At 68.2% G+C, this 15,518-nt stretch carries 16 protein-coding genes and 1 tRNA gene; 7 read left to right on the forward strand and 10 right to left on the reverse strand.

The features are described from left to right. Positions 1 to 4: 4 nt before the first annotated feature. Positions 5 to 238 carry a hypothetical protein gene (locus A7E77_RS05935; RefSeq protein WP_017980140.1) on the reverse strand — a complete coding sequence of 78 codons (234 nt, stop codon included), beginning with the start codon at positions 236 to 238 and terminating at the stop codon, positions 5 to 7. Beyond that, a complete protein-coding gene (argH, locus tag A7E77_RS05940) occupies positions 235 to 1,602 on the reverse strand; it encodes an argininosuccinate lyase (RefSeq protein WP_063689761.1) in 1,368 nt (455 codons plus the stop codon). The genes A7E77_RS05935 and argH overlap by 4 nt, the downstream gene beginning before the upstream one ends. A gap of 16 nt (positions 1,603 to 1,618) precedes the next feature. Between argH and A7E77_RS05945 the strand changes: the two genes are divergently transcribed. Continuing rightward, complete coding sequence (locus tag A7E77_RS05945) at positions 1,619 to 2,200, forward strand: TlpA family protein disulfide reductase (RefSeq protein ID WP_063686586.1); 582 nt, start codon at positions 1,619 to 1,621, stop codon at positions 2,198 to 2,200. Between the two features lie 107 nt (positions 2,201 to 2,307). On the opposite strand, the gene A7E77_RS05950 is transcribed toward A7E77_RS05945, so the two are convergent. From A7E77_RS05950 to A7E77_RS05960, 3 genes are all read right to left on the reverse strand, one after another. After that, positions 2,308 to 2,865 carry a hydrolase gene (locus tag A7E77_RS05950; protein ID WP_063686588.1) on the reverse strand — a complete coding sequence of 186 codons (558 nt, stop codon included), beginning with the start codon at positions 2,863 to 2,865 and terminating at the stop codon, positions 2,308 to 2,310. A gap of 6 nt (positions 2,866 to 2,871) precedes the next feature. Continuing rightward, a complete protein-coding gene (locus tag A7E77_RS05955; RefSeq protein WP_226341868.1) occupies positions 2,872 to 3,678 on the reverse strand; it encodes a DUF429 domain-containing protein in 807 nt (268 codons plus the stop codon). Between the two features lie 64 nt (positions 3,679 to 3,742). After that, positions 3,743 to 3,816, reverse strand: a tRNA-Gln gene (locus A7E77_RS05960). A 181-nt stretch (positions 3,817 to 3,997) separates the two neighbouring features. Between A7E77_RS05960 and A7E77_RS05965 the strand changes: the two genes are divergently transcribed. Continuing rightward, entirely contained in the window at positions 3,998 to 5,020 is a 1,023-nt protein-coding gene (locus A7E77_RS05965; protein WP_043061398.1) for a Ppx/GppA phosphatase family protein, read from the forward strand. A 10-nt stretch (positions 5,021 to 5,030) separates the two neighbouring features. Next, positions 5,031 to 5,702: an RlmE family RNA methyltransferase gene (locus A7E77_RS05970; RefSeq protein ID WP_063686590.1), complete on the forward strand. Its 672-nt coding sequence runs from the start codon at positions 5,031 to 5,033 to the stop codon at positions 5,700 to 5,702. A 606-nt stretch (positions 5,703 to 6,308) separates the two neighbouring features. Here the strand turns inward: A7E77_RS05970 and rpoZ are convergent. Beyond that, positions 6,309 to 6,653, reverse strand: a complete 345-nt coding sequence (rpoZ, locus tag A7E77_RS05975) for a DNA-directed RNA polymerase subunit omega (RefSeq protein WP_017980196.1) — start codon at positions 6,651 to 6,653, stop codon at positions 6,309 to 6,311. A gap of 318 nt (positions 6,654 to 6,971) precedes the next feature. On the opposite strand from rpoZ, the gene A7E77_RS05980 reads away from it, so the two are divergent. Continuing rightward, entirely contained in the window at positions 6,972 to 8,141 is a 1,170-nt protein-coding gene (locus A7E77_RS05980; protein ID WP_063686592.1) for a phospholipase D-like domain-containing protein, read from the forward strand. Between the two features lie 7 nt (positions 8,142 to 8,148). Here A7E77_RS05980 and A7E77_RS05985 read toward each other — a convergent pair whose 3' ends face one another. Together A7E77_RS05985 and A7E77_RS05990 are read right to left on the reverse strand one after the other, a co-directional pair. Further along, entirely contained in the window at positions 8,149 to 8,634 is a 486-nt protein-coding gene (locus tag A7E77_RS05985) for a MarR family winged helix-turn-helix transcriptional regulator (RefSeq protein WP_063686594.1), read from the reverse strand. Positions 8,635 to 8,724: 90 nt separating this feature from the next. Next, positions 8,725 to 9,336, reverse strand: coding sequence for a class I SAM-dependent methyltransferase (locus A7E77_RS05990; protein WP_017980199.1), 612 nt, complete (start codon positions 9,334 to 9,336; stop codon positions 8,725 to 8,727). A 197-nt stretch (positions 9,337 to 9,533) separates the two neighbouring features. Here A7E77_RS05990 and A7E77_RS05995 point away from each other — a divergent pair, with 197 nt between their 5' ends. Further along, entirely contained in the window at positions 9,534 to 9,890 is a 357-nt protein-coding gene (locus tag A7E77_RS05995) for an antibiotic biosynthesis monooxygenase family protein (RefSeq protein ID WP_063686596.1), read from the forward strand. Continuing rightward, entirely contained in the window at positions 9,887 to 11,182 is a 1,296-nt protein-coding gene (locus A7E77_RS06000) for an MFS transporter (protein WP_063686597.1), read from the forward strand. Before A7E77_RS05995 ends, A7E77_RS06000 begins: the two co-directional genes overlap by 4 nt. 122 nt (positions 11,183 to 11,304) lie before the next feature. On the opposite strand, the gene A7E77_RS06005 is transcribed toward A7E77_RS06000, so the two are convergent. Next, the gene (locus A7E77_RS06005) at positions 11,305 to 13,596 is read right to left on the reverse strand and encodes a CDC48 family AAA ATPase (RefSeq protein WP_063686598.1); all 2,292 of its coding nucleotides are present in this window, start codon (positions 13,594 to 13,596) and stop codon (positions 11,305 to 11,307) included. 308 nt (positions 13,597 to 13,904) lie between these two features. Between A7E77_RS06005 and A7E77_RS06010 the strand changes: the two genes are divergently transcribed. Further along, positions 13,905 to 14,792 carry a LysR substrate-binding domain-containing protein gene (locus tag A7E77_RS06010; RefSeq protein WP_063686599.1) on the forward strand — a complete coding sequence of 296 codons (888 nt, stop codon included), beginning with the start codon at positions 13,905 to 13,907 and terminating at the stop codon, positions 14,790 to 14,792. Positions 14,793 to 14,972: 180 nt separating this feature from the next. Here the strand turns inward: A7E77_RS06010 and A7E77_RS06015 are convergent, their stop codons facing one another. Then, positions 14,973 to 15,443, reverse strand: coding sequence for a peptidylprolyl isomerase (locus A7E77_RS06015; protein ID WP_017980204.1), 471 nt, complete (start codon positions 15,441 to 15,443; stop codon positions 14,973 to 14,975). Positions 15,444 to 15,518 lie beyond the last annotated feature (75 nt).

Raw genomic sequence — 15,518 nt, forward strand, 5'->3', positions numbered from 1 at the left:
TGTATCAGTTCGGCGGGAGGTCGAATTCGTCGCTGCGGCGGGCTTCGGACTGTTTGAGCAGTTCGTCGCTACGCTGCGGCCGCTGTTGCGTCGTCGGGGTGAGCAACTGGTTCGCGGTCGGCGTCGCGGTCGCGCCATAAGGCGCGGGCGGCAGTTTCGCGCCGGGCGCGGGCTGCAATTCCTTGGCGGCGCCGCAGCCGGCGAGCGCCAAAGCCAGCAGCGGGATCAGGCGCTTCATGACAGGCTCTCCCGCGCCGCCCGGATCGCGGCGCGCACATTGGCAGGCGCGGTGCCGCCGAAGCTCGTCCGGCTGGCGACCGAGGCGTCGACCGACAGCACGTCGTACAGGCTTTCGTTGACCCGCGCGTCGATCGCCTGGAATTCGGCGAAGGGCAACTCGTCCAGCCGCACGCCCAGCTCCTCGGCACGCTTCACCGCGCGCCCCGTGACGTGATGCGCCTCGCGGAACGGCAGCCCCGCCTCGCGCACCAGCCAGTCGGCGAAATCGGTCGCGGTGGCGAAGCCGCTTTCGGCAAGGCCACGCATGCGGTTCGTGCGGAAGGTCGCGCTTTCGACCATGCCGGTCATCGCCGCGATCGACAGGCCGAGCAGGTCGTGCGCCTCGAACACCGGCGGTTTGTCGTCCTGCATGTCCTTCGAATAGGCGAGCGGCAGGCCCTTCATCGTCACCATCAGCGCGGTCTGGCAGCCGACGATGCGCCCGGCGTGGCCGCGGACCAGTTCGGCCGCATCGGGATTGCGCTTCTGCGGCATGATCGAGCTGCCGGTCGACCATTGGTCGCTCAATGCGACGAAGCCGAACGGCTGCGATGCCCATAACACGAACTCTTCCGCCAGGCGGCTGAGATGCAGCGCGGTCTGCGTCGCGCAGGTGAGGTAATCGAGCGCGAAGTCGCGGTCGCTGACCCCGTCCAGGCTGTTGCGCGTTGGCCCGTCGAAGCCGAGCGCTGCCGCCGTCATCTGCCGGTCGAGCGGGAAGCTGGTGCCGGCGAGCGCGGCGGAGCCGAGCGGGCACAGGTTCATCCGCGCTCGCGCATCGCGGAAGCGCGAGATGTCGCGCGCCGTCATCTCGACATAGGCCATCAGATGGTGGCCGAGCGTCACCGGCTGTGCGGACTGAAGGTGCGTGAAGCCGGGCATCACCGCATCGGCATGCTCCTCGGCGCGGGTCAGCAGCGCGTGGGTCAGGCCGGTCAGGGCATCCAACACCTGATCGATCGCATCGCGCACCCACAGGCGGAAATCGGTCGCGACTTGGTCGTTGCGGCTGCGCGCGGTGTGCAGGCGCCCCGCGACGGGGCCGATCGCTGCCGCCAGCTTCGCCTCGGTCAGCATGTGGATGTCTTCGAGGGCGAGGTCTTCGGGCACGCCGTTCGCGGCATAGTCCGCGGCGACCGTGTCCAGCCCCGCATCGATCGCCGCGGCATCCTCGGCCGACACGATGCCCTGTTTCGCCAGCATCGCGACATGCGCCTTCGATCCGGCGATATCCTGACGCCACATCCGCTTGTCGAAGGGGATCGACGCGTTAATCTCGCGCATTACCGCAGCAGGGCCTTCGGCAAATCTGCCGCCCCACATCGAATTGGAACCGCTCATGTCCGCACGCGTCGCGATCGTCTGTCTCCTGGCACTGATGGCCGCAGGCTGCGATAGGCAAAGCGCCGCCCCCGGGCAAGCGAACACGGCCGATACGAACACAGCCTCGCCCGACGAAGCGACCGCTCCGGCGGCCACGACCGCGCAGGTCGGGGTCGATCGCAGCCATGCCGGCGAGGCCGCGCCAAACACGCCGTTCAAGGGGCCGGACGGCAAGCCCACCACCCTCGCCGCGTTCAAGGGCAAGCCGGTGCTCGTCAACCTGTGGGCGACGTGGTGCGGGCCGTGCATCGCCGAACTGCCGACGCTGGAGGCGCTGGCGAAGAGCGGCACCGTGCGCGTCGCGGCGATCAGCCAGGATACGCAAGGGGCGGACAAGGTGCCCGCGTTCCTGAAGGCGCATGGCGCGCCGACGCTGACGCCCTACGTCGACGATCAGATGGCGCTGTCGCTGGGGTGGAACGCCAATCTGCCGACGACGGTGCTGTTCGATTCGGCGGGCAAGGAAGTGTGGCGCTGGAAGGGCGGCAACGATTGGGCCGGTGCGGACGCGGCGAAGCTGATCGCGGAGGCGAAATAGGCTCTTCTTCCGTTCGCCCTGAGCCTGTCGAAGGGCGGGCCGCCACAGGCATGACGCTTAAGGAATCACGTGCTTCGACAGGCTCAGCACGAACGGATTTGGCGGGTTTAAGCGAGCATCACCTCGTCGCTCGCCACCACCCGCGCGATCTGGGGCAGGATGTGCTGGATCGCGAACGCATGCAGCTCCGCCGAACGCGACGTCGACGCATCCTCGACGATCACCACGTCGTACGACAGCTCCCACGCGCTCCGCGCGGTCGATTCGACGCCGAAGTTCGTCGCGATGCCGGCGATCACCACCGTCTTCACGCCGCGCCGCCGGAGTTGCAGGTCCAAGTCTGTGCCGGTGAAGGCGCCCCAATGGTGCTTCATCACGACGATGTCACCGTCCTGCCGCAATCCTTCGACCAGCGTATGGAAGGCAGGCGGCGTCCCCTCGGCGGGCAAGCGCGGCTGGTCGACAGTGCGACTCGGCATCGTATCGGGCGTGAAGCCGACATGGACGAGCACCACCGGCGCGCCCGCGGCGCGGAAGCGCGCGGCCAACGCCTTGCCGCGCGCGACGACATCGGCGGCGCTGTGCGGCCCCTTGTCGCCGGCAATGATGCCGTCCTGCAGGTCGATGAGGATGAGCGCGGTGGTGCGGGGGTCGAGCGTCGGCATGGCCGTTCAACCGGCGAAGGGCGCCACCGTTCCGCCCTCGCGCGGCACCCAGATCGCCGACTCCGCATCGCCATAGGCGTCCGCCTGCCCGCCGAGCGCAGTGATCCCCACCCAGGCGCAGACGATCGCGTCGATCATGTCTTCGTGCGCCTTGCGCGCGACACCGCTCGCGTCGTCGGGCAGCGACGGCAGCGCGTCCTGCACGCCATCGATCCGGGTCGCCAGCAGCCCCACGATTCGCGCCCATTCCGCCGCCAGCAACACGCGCCGCGCGGCCAGCGATTCGTCCGGCCAATAAGTGCGAGTCTTCGACGCCTTATAGGGCAACCGCCGCGGCGCCTGCGCAAGCACCACCAGCGCCGGATGCGGATAGACCTCGATCAGCCCGCCGGTCTGCGCCGCGTCGGTGCGCAGCGGATAGCCCGCATCCTCGAACCCTGCCCGCAAGCCGTCGGAGAGTGGCCCCGGCCGCATCGCGCTGGGCGAATGCGTACCGCAATAGCGCACGCCGAAGGCCCGCGTGATCGCATTGTCCGACGCGCGCCGCGCGAGGATCGGCGTGCGGGCCAGCGGCATATCGATCGCGACCAGATCGACCCGCGCGCCCGCCAGCGCCTCGGCCGCGGCGAGTAGCGCAGGCGCATCGGGCAGACGCCCGCGCGGGCGTTCATCGAGCGCTTCGCCCTCTGCCAGCGTCAGGAAATGGTCGTAGGACGGCGCCACCGCGCGCAATCGCCAGCGCCCGGCCTCCAACACCGCGAGCGCGACGCCGCTCGGCTGGCCCGCGGTCCACGCGGCATCGATCCCCAGCACGACCTGCGTGGGGGCGGGATCAACGTCAGCGATGGGAGGAACGCTCGTGGGAGCAGGTGGTAAGTGGATGCCCGACAAGGATTCGAACCTTGATTGACGGAGTCAGAGTCCGCTCTCTTACCATTAGAGGATCGGGCAACGAGGGCCGCGCATCTAGGCGGGCACCGTGGGCCTGTCAACAGGTCAAATTGCTCGCCTTGTCGCAAGGGCTTGTACGCGCTACCTAGAGGGCAAGCACCGAGCGGGGCGTTCATCCCCGTGACGGCAGAACAGAAACAGATAGAAAGTCACCACGGCTATGGGGGATCGTTCCGCCCGAATGCCGTACCGGCAGGCCCCGCCTGCCCGTTCGGCGCCGAGCCGACCGCAACGCGGTCGCTGGTCCGATGCGCAGGCCTTTGCCGCGCTCGACCTCGGCACCAACAATTGCCGGTTGCTGATCGCCCGGCCGCAGGGCGATGGCTTCGCCGTGATCGACGCCTTTTCGCGCATCGTGCGCCTCGGCGAAGGCCTCGCCGCGACCGGCCGGCTGAGCGACGCCGCGATCGAACGCACCATCGCCGCGCTGCGCGTGTGCGCCGACAAGTTGAAGCGCCGCAACGTCACGCTCGCGCGCTCGGTCGCGACCGAAGCGTGCCGGCGGGCGAGCAACGGGCAGGATTTCATCGCGCGCGCGCTCGCGGAAACCGGCATCCACCTCGACATCATCTCGGCCGAGGAAGAGGCGCGGCTGGCGGTGCTTGGCTGCCATGCGCTGATCGAACCGGGCGACGACCCCGCGCTGATCTTCGACATCGGCGGCGGCTCGACCGAACTGGTGCTGATCGACACGACGCGGGGCAGCATGCCGCGCGTGCTCGACTGGCATTCGGCGCCCTGGGGCGTCGTGTCGCTGACCGAACATGCCGGCGGCGGCGAGGGCGAAGGCGGCCGCCTCGCGGCGTACGAGCGGATGCGCGGCATCGTCGCGGACAGTTTCGCCGACTTTGCCGGTCGCTTACCCAAGAACGTTCGGCGCCCGCGCCTGCTCGGCACCAGCGGCACGGTGACGACGCTCGGCAGCGTCCATCTGGGGCTCAGCCATTACGACCGTGCGCAGGTGGATGGCCTGATCGTCCCCGCCGATGCGATGCGGCGGATCAGCGCCGATCTGTCGCGCAAATCGGTAAAGGAGCGCGCGCAGCTCGCCTGCATCGGATCGGAACGCGCAGACTTGGTGGTCGCAGGCTGCGCGATCCTCGAAACGATCCTCGATTTGTGGCCCGCGGAGCGGCTGGGCATCGCCGACCGCGGCATTCGCGAAGGCATCCTGCGCCGCCTGATGGGCAGCCCCAGACCATGAGTGTCATGACATGAGCAGAGACGGCGGCGGCCTGCGCACCCGCGTCAAGACCGCGCGCGGCCGCACCGCGCAATCGACGCGCTGGCTCGAACGCCAGCTCAACGACCCCTATGTCCGCCGCGCCAAGGCGGAGGGCTATCGCAGCCGTGCGGCGTACAAATTGCTCGAACTCGACGAGCGGTTCGGCATCATCCAGGGCAAGCGCCGCGTCGTCGACCTCGGCATCGCGCCGGGCGGCTGGAGCCAGGTGATCCGCCGCCGCGTACCCAAGGCGGCGGTGGTCGGCATCGACCTGTTGCCGGTCGATCCGATCGACGGCGTCACCATCTTCCAGATGGACTTCATGGACGATGCCGCGCCGGACGTGCTGATGGAGGCGCTGGGCGGCGCGCCCGACCTGGTGATGTCGGACATGGCGGCCAACACCGTCGGCCACCCGCAGACCGACGCGCTGCGCACCATGGCGCTGGTCGAAACCGCGCTCGCCTTCGCGGTCGACGTGCTGGAAAAGGGCGGCACCTTCGTCGCCAAGGTCTTTGCGGGCGGCGCCGATGCGCAATTGGTCGCCGAGATGAAGCGCAACTTCCAGACGGTGAAACACGCCAAGCCGCCGAGCAGCCGCAAGGGTTCGGTGGAATGGTTCGTCGTAGCGCAGGGGTTCAAGGGTCGCCAAGCGGATTAGCGACGCTAATCCGCGCCGCGTGGCGACCCCGGCCAGCGTCGCGAAAGCGACGACTGACGACGCGGCTTCGCCGCGGCGGGGCCTTGCGCGACGCTCCAGCCGTCATCCCACAAAGACCCCAGCCTCCGCTGGGGTGACGATAGCAGTCGGAGCTTTAAACGCCGGCTCTTCTGAATTCCTCCCCCGCCAGGGGGAGGTGGCAGCGCGTCAGCGCTGACGGAGGGGGAGGATGCGGTCACGGCAGCGTTCGCGGAAGCACCCCCTCCACCACCCGCTGCGCGGGCGGTTCCCAGCGCAGGGTCGATCATGCCCCCGGCATGATCTTGGATTGCTGGGAACAATCCAACCCTGCACTCCCGCTGATGCGAGGGAGGAATTGCATATCTCCCAAAACCCGCCCGCCGCGGCAAAGCCGCGTCGTCAGTCGTCGCGTTGCGACGCTGGCCGCGGATCGGTCCGAGGCGCGGATTAGCGCGGCTAATCCGCTGACCGATCCCCCAAACGCAAACGACGCGGCAAAGCCGCGTCGTCAGTCGGGCTTGGCGCCCGCTGGCCGTGGACTGGTCCGCGACGCGGATTAGCCTGGGCTAATCCGCTGACCAGTCCTCACCCGTCGTAATCGGCGCCGAGATTCTGGTTCCGCGGCGGCGCAGCGGCGGTCAGGCGGAGCGCTTCGGCCGAAGCGGCAAGCGAGCCGACGGCGTCGACTTCATCGTCGTCGTCGATCTGGACGCGCTGTAGGCTGTTGACGACCGCTTCCTCGAGGTGATCGGGGCGGACCAGCTCGTCGGCGATCTCGCGCAGCGCGACGACCGGGTTCTTGTCGCGATCGCGATCGAGCAGCAGTTCCGCGCCGCCCGAAATCTGCCGCGCGCGCTGCGCGGCGAACAGGACCAGGTCGAAACGGTTGGGGATCTTGTCGACGCAATCCTCGACGGTAACGCGCGCCATGGACGCTTTCCTTCGCAAATACCGATTCAGTAAGGGGCGGCGTGTAGGCGGAGGCTGTGGGTAAAGTCAAGAAAATCGGGGGCGCGGGGATGCTGCGAGGGTAGATGCGCGGCCTTGGCCCCACCCACATCGTCACCCCGGACTTGGTCCGGGGTCCACCAAGCCGCAAGGGAGGCGTAAGAGGATCCAGCCATCCCCCTCGCCGCGAAGTGGCCCCCGGACCAAGTCCGGGGTGACGGCGTGGGTGGGGTGAGGTCACGTTCATAACGCCTCACCCTTACTTGCCACCCGGCGCACCGACGGGCACAGACGAGCGCGATGGATGCGCCCGCTCCCCAGCCGACCTTCGCGGTCGATGGCAATCGGCTGACGCTGCTCGATACCGGCCCGCGCCGCCTCGACGCGCTGCTCGCCCTGATCGCGGGCGCGGCCCATTCGCTGCGCATCCTCTATTACATCTACGCCGACGACGCGACCGGACGCCGCGTCAATGCCGCGCTGATCGCCGCAGCGGAACGCGGCGTCGACACCGCGCTGATCGTCGATGGCTTCGGCAGCGAAACCGACGACGCCTTTTACGCGCCGCTGCGCGAGGCCGGCGTATCCGTGTGCCGCTTCGCGCCCCGGTTCGGGCGCCGCTACCTGCTGCGCAACCACCAGAAGCTGGCGCTCGCCGACGCGGGGCAGTCGGGCGAGCGGATCATCATCGGCGGGTTCAACGTCGAGGACGATTATTTCGGCACCCCCGCGCAGGAAGCGTGGCGCGACCTGGGGCTGCTGGTCGAGGGGCCGGCAGCGGGTCGGCTGGCGGGCTATTTCGACGCACTGCACGACTGGCTACGGCTGCCCAAGGGCAAGCTGCGCCCGCTCAACAAGGCGCTAGCGCGCTGGAGCGAGGCGCATGGTGACACACGCTGGCTGATCGGCGGGCCGACGCGGCGCCTGTCGCCCTGGGCACGCGCGGTGCGCGACGACCTGCGCCGCGGCAAGCGGATCGACATCATCGCCGCCTATTTCACGCCCTCGCCCACCATCCTGCGGCGACTGGACAAGGCCGGACGCCGCAAGGCGAAGGTGCGCGTCGTCACCGCATCCAAATCCGACAACAATGCGACGATCGCGGCGGCGCGCTTCACCTATGCGGGCCTGCTGCGCAAGGGCGTCGCGCTATACGAATATCTGCCGACCAAGCTGCACACCAAACTCTACGTCATCGACGACGTCGTCTATGTCGGATCGGCCAACTTCGACATGCGCAGCCTGTTCATCAACATGGAGCTGATGCTGCGCGTCCACGACGCCGCCTTCGCCGCGCATGTCCGTCGCTATATCGAGGGCGAGATCGCGCGATCGCAGCCGATCACGCGCAGCTGGTACAAGGCGCATACCGGCGCGCTGCAACGCCTGCGCCAGTTCGCGGCCTATCTGCTGATCGCGGTGGTCGATCCCAGCGTGTCGCGCGGGCTGAACTTCGGCGTTGACGACTAGCCGCGCGTCACCGGCCCAGCGCGTCGATCTGCGCGCGCGCCTCTGCGGGGATCAGCGCCTCCATCACCGCCCAATAGCCCGCCACCGCCTCTTGCCCGGCATAGCTGTACGCCTTGGCCATGTGGTCGCGCTGCTCCTCGAACAAGGCGGTTTCCAGCGCGACCCCCTGTTCCGTCAGCCTCAACAGGCGCTGGCGGCGATCGACGTCCCCGGCGCGCATGCAGACGAGATCGCGATCGACCAGATCCTTCATCACCCGGCCGAGCGACTGTTTGGTCACCGCCAGCAGCAACAGCAGATCACCGACGGTGACGTCGGGGCAGCGCCCGATGAAATAGAGCGCGCGGTGATGCGCGCGCCCCAGGCCCAGTTCGGCCAGCTTTTCATCCGCCGTGCGCAAAAACCGCGTCTGGGCGAACATCATCAATTCCATGCCACGGCGGATCGCAGTGTCGCGCAGGAACAGGGCAGAGGAATGCTTCGGAGCGTCCATATCGGACGCGATTAGCTTAACCCGCGATGCAGGAAAAGGGCCCGTATCGGTAAAATCGTTTGATTGTGTCGCTACAGATCGCGCTGGCGATCAATCCTTCCATGCCCAGTAAAGCTGCGCAGGGGGCACGTTCCACCATTCCATGTCGTGATCAATGTTGGTGAAATGGGGGGTGAGGAAGTCCTTCACCTTGGGCGAGAATTGATACACCAGGAACGCGCCGCCGGTGCGGATGACGCGATGCGTCGCCGCGGCGATCGCCGGGCCGACGCCGGCGGGCAGCGTCGAGAAGGGCAGGCCCGACAGCACGTAATCGGCATGGTCGTGCCCGCGTTCGCGCACGATCCGCTCGACGTCCGCCGCCGATCCTTCCACCGCGACGAAGCGCGAATCCGTGATCGTGTGGTCGAGGTAGCGGATGAAATCGGGGTTGGTGTCGATCGCGATCAACGTCGCGTCGGGCGCCATCCGCTCCAGGATCGGGCGGCAGAAGGTGCCGACGCCGGGACCATATTCGACGAACAGCTTGCACGCCGACCAGTCGACCGGCGCGAGCATCTTGCGGATCAGCTTGTCCGAAGACGGGATGATCGACCCCACCATAACCGGATGCTTCAGGAAGCCCTGAAAGAACATCGCGACCGGGCTCGGCACGCCGGTGCCACGGGTACGGCGCCTGGCGGCGGTGGTCGAAGAGGGCATCGGTTTCCTGTCGTTGATCGCGTGTCGGGACCCCGCGCAGGACCGCGCGGAAAATACCCCGTGCCACGTTTCCCGAACGCGTTTCAAGACATGCGGTTGCGTCGCCCCCTGCGGTTCGTCGCAGCGAGCGCTCCCGAGACACGGCTTGCCCTGCCTCGTCGCCGGACTAGGAAGGGGATCACGGAGGGGAAGAAACCATGGCGGAGCAACGGTCTGGCGAGGTCGCGGTGATCTTCACCTCGCAGCGCAACGGCGCCGACGCGGCGGGCTATGACGCCGCCGCCGCGGCGATGGCGGCGCTGGCGGCACGCCAGCCGGGCTATCGCGGCGTCGACAGCGTGCGCGAGCCGGACGGCGCCGGCATCACGATCAGCTATTGGGCGGACGAGGCGGCGGCCATCGCCTGGCGCGACCAGCCCGATTACGCAGCGATCCGCGAGGCGGGCCGGGCGCATTGGTACGACCGCTATCAGGTCATCGTCTGCGCCGTGATGCGCGACTATGCCTGGGACCGCGCCGGGGCCTGGGACCGCGCCGGGCACCGCGCCGCATGACCGGCCGGACCCGCGGCCCGATGGACCGGCGCTTTGCGCTCATGTTCCTCGTCATGCTGACGATCGCGGCGGGCAATACCGCGCTGCAATCGATCCTGCCCGCGCTGGGGCGCTCGCTGAAGGTCGCCGACAGCGCCGTCGCCGCCGCCTTTTCGGTATCGGCGCTATTATGGGTGATCGCCGCGCCCTTCTGGGCGAACCGGTCCGACCGGCACGGGCATCGCGCGATGATCCTGCTGGGCGTCGGCGGCTTTTCGGTGTCGCTCAGCCTGTGCGGCCTGTTCCTCGCCGCCGGGATCAACGGCTGGATCGGCGGCACCGCCGCCTTCGGCCTCTTCATCGCCGGCCGGCTGATCTACGGCACGTTCGGCTCCGCCGCGCCGCCCGCGGTACAAGCGCTGGTCGCCGGCGAGACGAGCCGTGAGGATCGCACGCGCGCCCTCACCCTGCTCGCCAGCGCCTTCGGCCTCGGTACGATCCTGGGGCCGGCGATCGCGCCCTATCTGCTGCTCGGCCATATCGGCCGTGTCGAGGTGGGGCTGGCCGGTCCCGCCTTCGTCTTCGCGGTGTTCGGTGTGGGCGTGTGGATCACGGTGCGCGCGATCCTGCCCGACGACCGGCGGGCGGCGTTCCACGAACATGGCACCTCCTCCGCCTATCCCTCGATCGGCGGCGCCCCCACCGGCGCGACCGTCGCCGCCGCGACGCAGCCGCATAGCGAGCATGTCGGCTATCTCGATCCGCGCGTGCGCGCCTGGATGATCGCAGGACTGGTGATGGGCCATGCGCAGGCGATGACCAGCCAGGCGATCGGCTTCCTCGTCATCGATCGCCTGCACATCGCGCCCGCGCTGGCGCTGGAGCCGACCGGCATCGTGCTAATGATGGGCGCGGGCGCGGCGCTGCTGGTGCAATGGGGGGTGATCCCATTGCTCGGCCTGACGCCGCGGCGGCTGGTGCTGGTGGGGCTGGTGCTCGCCGCGGCCGGCGTGGCGCTGACCGGGCTCGCGACGTCGCTGTACGGCATCGCCACCGCTTATGCGCTGGCGAACCTGGGCTTCGGCTTCACGCGGCCGGGGTTCACCGCGGGGTCGAGCCTTGCCGTAGGACCCGCCGCGCAAGGGTCGGTGGCTGGCAAGGTGACGAGCGTCAACGGCGCGAGCTTCGTGCTCGGCCCCTCGATCGGCGTCGGCCTGTACGAACTGTCGCGGCCGCTGCCGTATCTGACCGCGGCGGCGGCGCTGGTGGTGCTGTTCGGCTATGCGTGGGTGGCGTTGAAGGAGCGGGCCTGATCCGCGCACCTCTCAAACCGTTCGCCCTGAGCCTGTCGAAGGGCACCTTTCCTCAGACGTAATGCCGGCGGAAGGGCGGGCTTCGACAGGCTCAGCCCGAACGGTTCTGGCGCGTTTGCGGCTCAGTCCGCGCCCTTCGGCCCGCGTCCGCGCAATTGCCCGGGAGAGATGAAGCCGATCGGCTGGATCGCCGCCGCATCCTGCTTCAGCTGCGCCGCGATCTTTTCGTAATCCTTCTCCATCTCGGGCGTCACGCTCGCCCGCGATTCGGTCAGCGCCGATTCGAAGTCCGCCATCGTCACCGCGGTCGACTGCAACGACCGCCGCAGCGCGACCAGGCCGGCGCGGCGCACCACGTCCTCCAGATCGGCACCGGTAAACCGGTCGGTCTGGCGCGCGATCGCGTCCAAATCGACATCGTCGGCCAGCGGCATTTTCTGCGTCTGGATGCCCAGGATACGCCGGCGCCCCTCCTGGTTGGGGACGCCGACATAGACCAGCTCGTCGAACCGGCCCGGCCGTAACAGCGCGGGGTCGATCAGGTTCGGCCGGTTGGTCGCGCCGATGACGACGACCGACTGCAATTCCTCCAGCCCGTCCATCTCGGCGAGGATCGTGTTGACCACGCGCTCGGTCACCTGCGGCTCGCCGAGACCGCCGCCGCGCGCGGGCACCAGGCTGTCGAGTTCGTCGATGAAGATCACGCACGGCGCCACCTGCCGCGCGCGCTGGAACAGGCGCGTGATCTGCTGCTCGCTCTCGCCATACCATTTCGACAGCAAGTCGCTCGATTTGGTAGCGATGAAATTTGCCTCCGCCTCGCGCGCCACCGCCTTGGCGAGCAACGTCTTGCCGGTGCCCGGCGGGCCATAGAGCAGGAAGCCCTTGGCCGGCCGAATGCCCAACCGGCGGAAGGCATCGGGGTCCTTCAGCGGCAGCTCGACGCCTTCCTTCAACCGGTTCTGCGCGGCATCCAGCCCGCCGACATCGTCCCAGCGCACGCGCGGCGCCTCGACCATCACCTCGCGCATCGCGCTCGGCTGGACGCGCTTCAGCGCCTCGAGGAAGTCCTCGCGCGTCACCGACAGCTCGTCGAGCACCTCGGCCGGGATCGTCCGCTCTTCCAAGTTGAGCTTGGGCATGATCCGCCGCACCGCCTCGATCGCCGCCTCGCGGGTCAGCGCGGCCAAATCGGCACCGACAAAGCCATAGGTGGTGCGCGCCAGTTCGACGAGGTCGACCTTGTCGCCCAGCGGCATGCCGCGGGTGTGGATGCCCAGGATTTCGCGACGGCCGCGCTCGTCGGGCACGCCGACGACGATCTCGCGATCGAAGCGGCCCGGTCGACGCAGCGCTTCGTCGATCGCCTCGGGTCGGTTGGTCGCGGCGATCACGACGAGGTTCGCGCGCGCCTCCAGCCCGTCCATCAGCGTCAGCAGCTGCGCGACGACACGCTTCTCCGCCTCGCCCTGCACGCTGCCGCGCTTGGGGGCGATCGAATCGATCTCGTCGATGAAGACGATCGACGGTGCGCTCTTTGCCGCTTCCTCGAAAATCTCGCGCAGCCGCCCTTCGGACTCGCCATAGGCCGAGCCCATGATCTCAGGGCCGTTGATCAGGAAGAACGACGCGTCGCTCTCGTTCGCCACGGCGCGCGCGAGGCGCGTCTTGCCGGTGCCCGGCGGGCCATAGAGCAGCAGGCCCTTGGGCGGATCGACGCCCAGCCGCTGGAACAGCTCGGGGTAGCGCAGCGGCAGTTCGACCATCTCGCGCAGCTGGTCGATCGTCTGCGCCATGCCGCCGATATCGTCATAGGTCACGTCGGCGCGGCGCTGCGTCGGCTCCTCATATTCGGGGCGCAGCTCCACCTCGGTATTCTCGTCGATATGGACGATGCCCTTGGGGCTGGCCGACACGACCGACAGGCGGATTTCCTGCAACGCATAGGCCGGCGCGTTCATGAACTGCTGGATGCCCGGCGGCATGTTGCCGACGCGCTGGTGCCCCGCGGTCGCGACGACGTCGCCTTGGCAGAGCGGCCGCCCGAAGAAGGTGCGCTTCAGCGCCTGCGGCTGGCCCTGCAAGCGCAGATTGGCCTGCGCAGGCGCGAAGACGACGCGCGTCGCGGGCTTCGATTCCACTTTCCGCACCTCGACGAAATCGCCCGCGCCGACGCCGGCATTGGCGCGCTGCAGGCCATCGATACGCAGGATCTCGATCCCCTCGTCCTCGGGGTACGGCCCGACCGCGCGCGCGGGCGTCGACTGTTTGCCGACGATCTCGATCACGTCGCCCTCGCCCACGCCCAGCGCGGCCATAAGGCTGCGCGGCAGGTGCGCGAGGCCGCGGCCGGAATCCTCCGGACGGCTGTTCGCCACCTGGATCTTACGCGTCGGGGTATCGCTGTCGGCCATCCACTCTCGTCCTGCAGGGTGCGTTCGAAGCGCGCGAGATAGGAAGGCGGTTCCGATGGTGCGAGGGTAGAAGCTTTTGAAAACGCGTTCACGCGCGTTAGCGGCTCCGGCCTGCTGCGCGCGCTTCGCGAAAAACGCACAAAAAAAGGGCCGGCGAAAACGCCAGCCCGGGAAAGTTTTTAGGAGAGGATGCCTGAAAGGCCCGTCCCCTTTCCTCTCCGCAGCTTTATGTTGCAAGTGCGAAAACATTCGATACGATTGCACAATCTGCATTCGTTGACGCGACACTGGGGCGAGGAAGGACCGCGATGCGCAGATTGCCGCCGCTGGGCGCCATCGAGGCGTTCGTGCAAGTCGCCCGACTGGGGTCGGTGAAGGCTGCCGCCACCGAACTGGCGCTGTCCGCTCCCGCGCTCAGCCGCCGCGTGCAGAGCTTGGAACGCTTCATCGGGCGTCCGCTGTTCGAACGCCGCCACCAGGCGATGGTGTTGAACGCGGATGGCGACCGGCTGCTCGGCCAGATCGCGCCGATGCTCGACAGCTTGTCGGATACGATCGAGGAGATGATGGGGCATAGCGACGTGCTGCGCCTGCGCCTCGGCATCCTGCCGCTGTTCGCCTCGCAGCGGCTGTTCCCGCGGCTGGGCGAATTGCGCGCGGCGCATCCGGAACTGCATCTCGATATCGACACCGCCGGCCACGGCATCGCGCGGCTGGGCGAGGGGCTGGACGCGGTGATCGCTTTGTCGCGCGAGATCGATCCGACGCTGTACGCCAAGCGGCTCGACCGCAATTCGGTCTATGTCATCGGCGCCCGCACGCTGCTGGAGGGGCCCGACCCGATCACCCGGCCCGAGCAGTTGAGCGGGCTGACCGCGCTGATTCATCGCGAGATGCCCGACAATTTCACCGCATGGCGCGACGCGGCGGGCATCGACCCGACGATCGAGCCGCTGGCGATCGACTATTTCGATTCGGGCGCCTTGATGCTGGAGGCCGCGGCGCAGGGCATCGGCGTCGCCTTCATGCACGAAAGCCATTTCCAGGACGCCCGCGATCCGCGGCTGGTACGCCTGTTCGATATCGTGGTGGAAAGCCCGTACAGCTATTGGTTCGTCTGCCGCCCCCGCGCGCTGCAACAGCGCCCGGTCCGCATGTTCCACGACTGGCTGATAAGGACGCTTGGGGAGGTCTAAACGTCGGGAAGACAGCGGACGTCCCGCATCCTCCCCCTCCGTCACCGGCCTGGCCGGCGACACCTCCCCCTGGCGGGGGAGGCATGAGGTCGAAGTCCTCCCCCGCCAGGGGGAGGTGGCAGGCCGTATGGCCTGACGGAGGGGGAGGACACGGCGCCCTCGCCCCCCCTTCGAAACGGCTTACTCCGCCTTGGCGCTGACGATCTTGCCCGGGTTACGGGGCGGCTCGCCCTTGGGCAGCTTGTCGATCAGGTCCATGCCGTCGGTCACTTCGCCCCAGACGGTGTACTGGTTGTCGAGGAAGCGCGCGTCGTCGAAGCAGATGAAGAACTGGCTGTTCGCCGAATTGGGATCGCTGGTCCGCGCCATCGAGCAGACGCCGCGCACGTGCGGCTCCTTGTTGAACTCCTGCTTCAGGTTCGGCTTCGACGACCCGCCGGTGCCATCGCCACGACCGCCGTCGCCACCCTGCGCCATGAAGCCCGGGATCACGCGGTGGAACGGCACGCCGTTGTAGAAGCCTTCGTTCGCCAGCTCGCCGATGCGCGCGACGTGGTTCGGCGCCAGATCGGGGCGCAGCTTGATCGTGACGTCGCCCTGTTCGGACCCGGTGTCGAGCGTCAGCGTCAGCGTGGTGAAGGTATCGGCCATGTGTTGTCCTTTATGATGTTGCCGCAGCAGGTAGTGTCGCTTCGGCCGAAGGGCAAATCCCCGAAGGGTGGCCAA

The sequence above is a fragment of the Sphingomonas sp. NIC1 genome, assembly GCF_001638925.1.
In the GTDB taxonomy this organism is placed as follows: Bacteria; Pseudomonadota; Alphaproteobacteria; order Sphingomonadales; family Sphingomonadaceae; genus Sphingomonas; species Sphingomonas aquatilis.

Bases quoted from the DNA above. Each gene is read 5' to 3' on its own strand.
- argH (WP_063689761.1), bottom strand. From the start codon at position 1,602: ATGTGGGGCGGCAGATTTGCCGAAGGCCCTGCTGCGGTAATGCGCGAG.
- A7E77_RS05965 (WP_043061398.1), top strand. From the start codon at position 3,998: ATGCCGTACCGGCAGGCCCCGCCTGCCCGTTCGGCGCCGAGCCGACCG.
- A7E77_RS05970 (WP_063686590.1), top strand. From the start codon at position 5,031: ATGAGCAGAGACGGCGGCGGCCTGCGCACCCGCGTCAAGACCGCGCGC.
- A7E77_RS05950 (WP_063686588.1), bottom strand. From the start codon at position 2,865: ATGCCGACGCTCGACCCCCGCACCACCGCGCTCATCCTCATCGACCTG.
- A7E77_RS06000 (WP_063686597.1), top strand. From the start codon at position 9,887: ATGACCGGCCGGACCCGCGGCCCGATGGACCGGCGCTTTGCGCTCATG.
- A7E77_RS05990 (WP_017980199.1), bottom strand. From the start codon at position 9,336: ATGCCCTCTTCGACCACCGCCGCCAGGCGCCGTACCCGTGGCACCGGC.
- A7E77_RS05985 (WP_063686594.1), bottom strand. From the start codon at position 8,634: ATGGACGCTCCGAAGCATTCCTCTGCCCTGTTCCTGCGCGACACTGCG.
- A7E77_RS05980 (WP_063686592.1), top strand. From the start codon at position 6,972: ATGGATGCGCCCGCTCCCCAGCCGACCTTCGCGGTCGATGGCAATCGG.
- A7E77_RS05935 (WP_017980140.1), bottom strand. From the start codon at position 238: ATGAAGCGCCTGATCCCGCTGCTGGCTTTGGCGCTCGCCGGCTGCGGC.
- A7E77_RS05995 (WP_063686596.1), top strand. From the start codon at position 9,534: ATGGCGGAGCAACGGTCTGGCGAGGTCGCGGTGATCTTCACCTCGCAG.
- A7E77_RS06005 (WP_063686598.1), bottom strand. From the start codon at position 13,596: ATGGCCGACAGCGATACCCCGACGCGTAAGATCCAGGTGGCGAACAGC.
- A7E77_RS05945 (WP_063686586.1), top strand. From the start codon at position 1,619: ATGTCCGCACGCGTCGCGATCGTCTGTCTCCTGGCACTGATGGCCGCA.
- A7E77_RS06010 (WP_063686599.1), top strand. From the start codon at position 13,905: ATGCGCAGATTGCCGCCGCTGGGCGCCATCGAGGCGTTCGTGCAAGTC.
- rpoZ (WP_017980196.1), bottom strand. From the start codon at position 6,653: ATGGCGCGCGTTACCGTCGAGGATTGCGTCGACAAGATCCCCAACCGT.
- A7E77_RS06015 (WP_017980204.1), bottom strand. From the start codon at position 15,443: ATGGCCGATACCTTCACCACGCTGACGCTGACGCTCGACACCGGGTCC.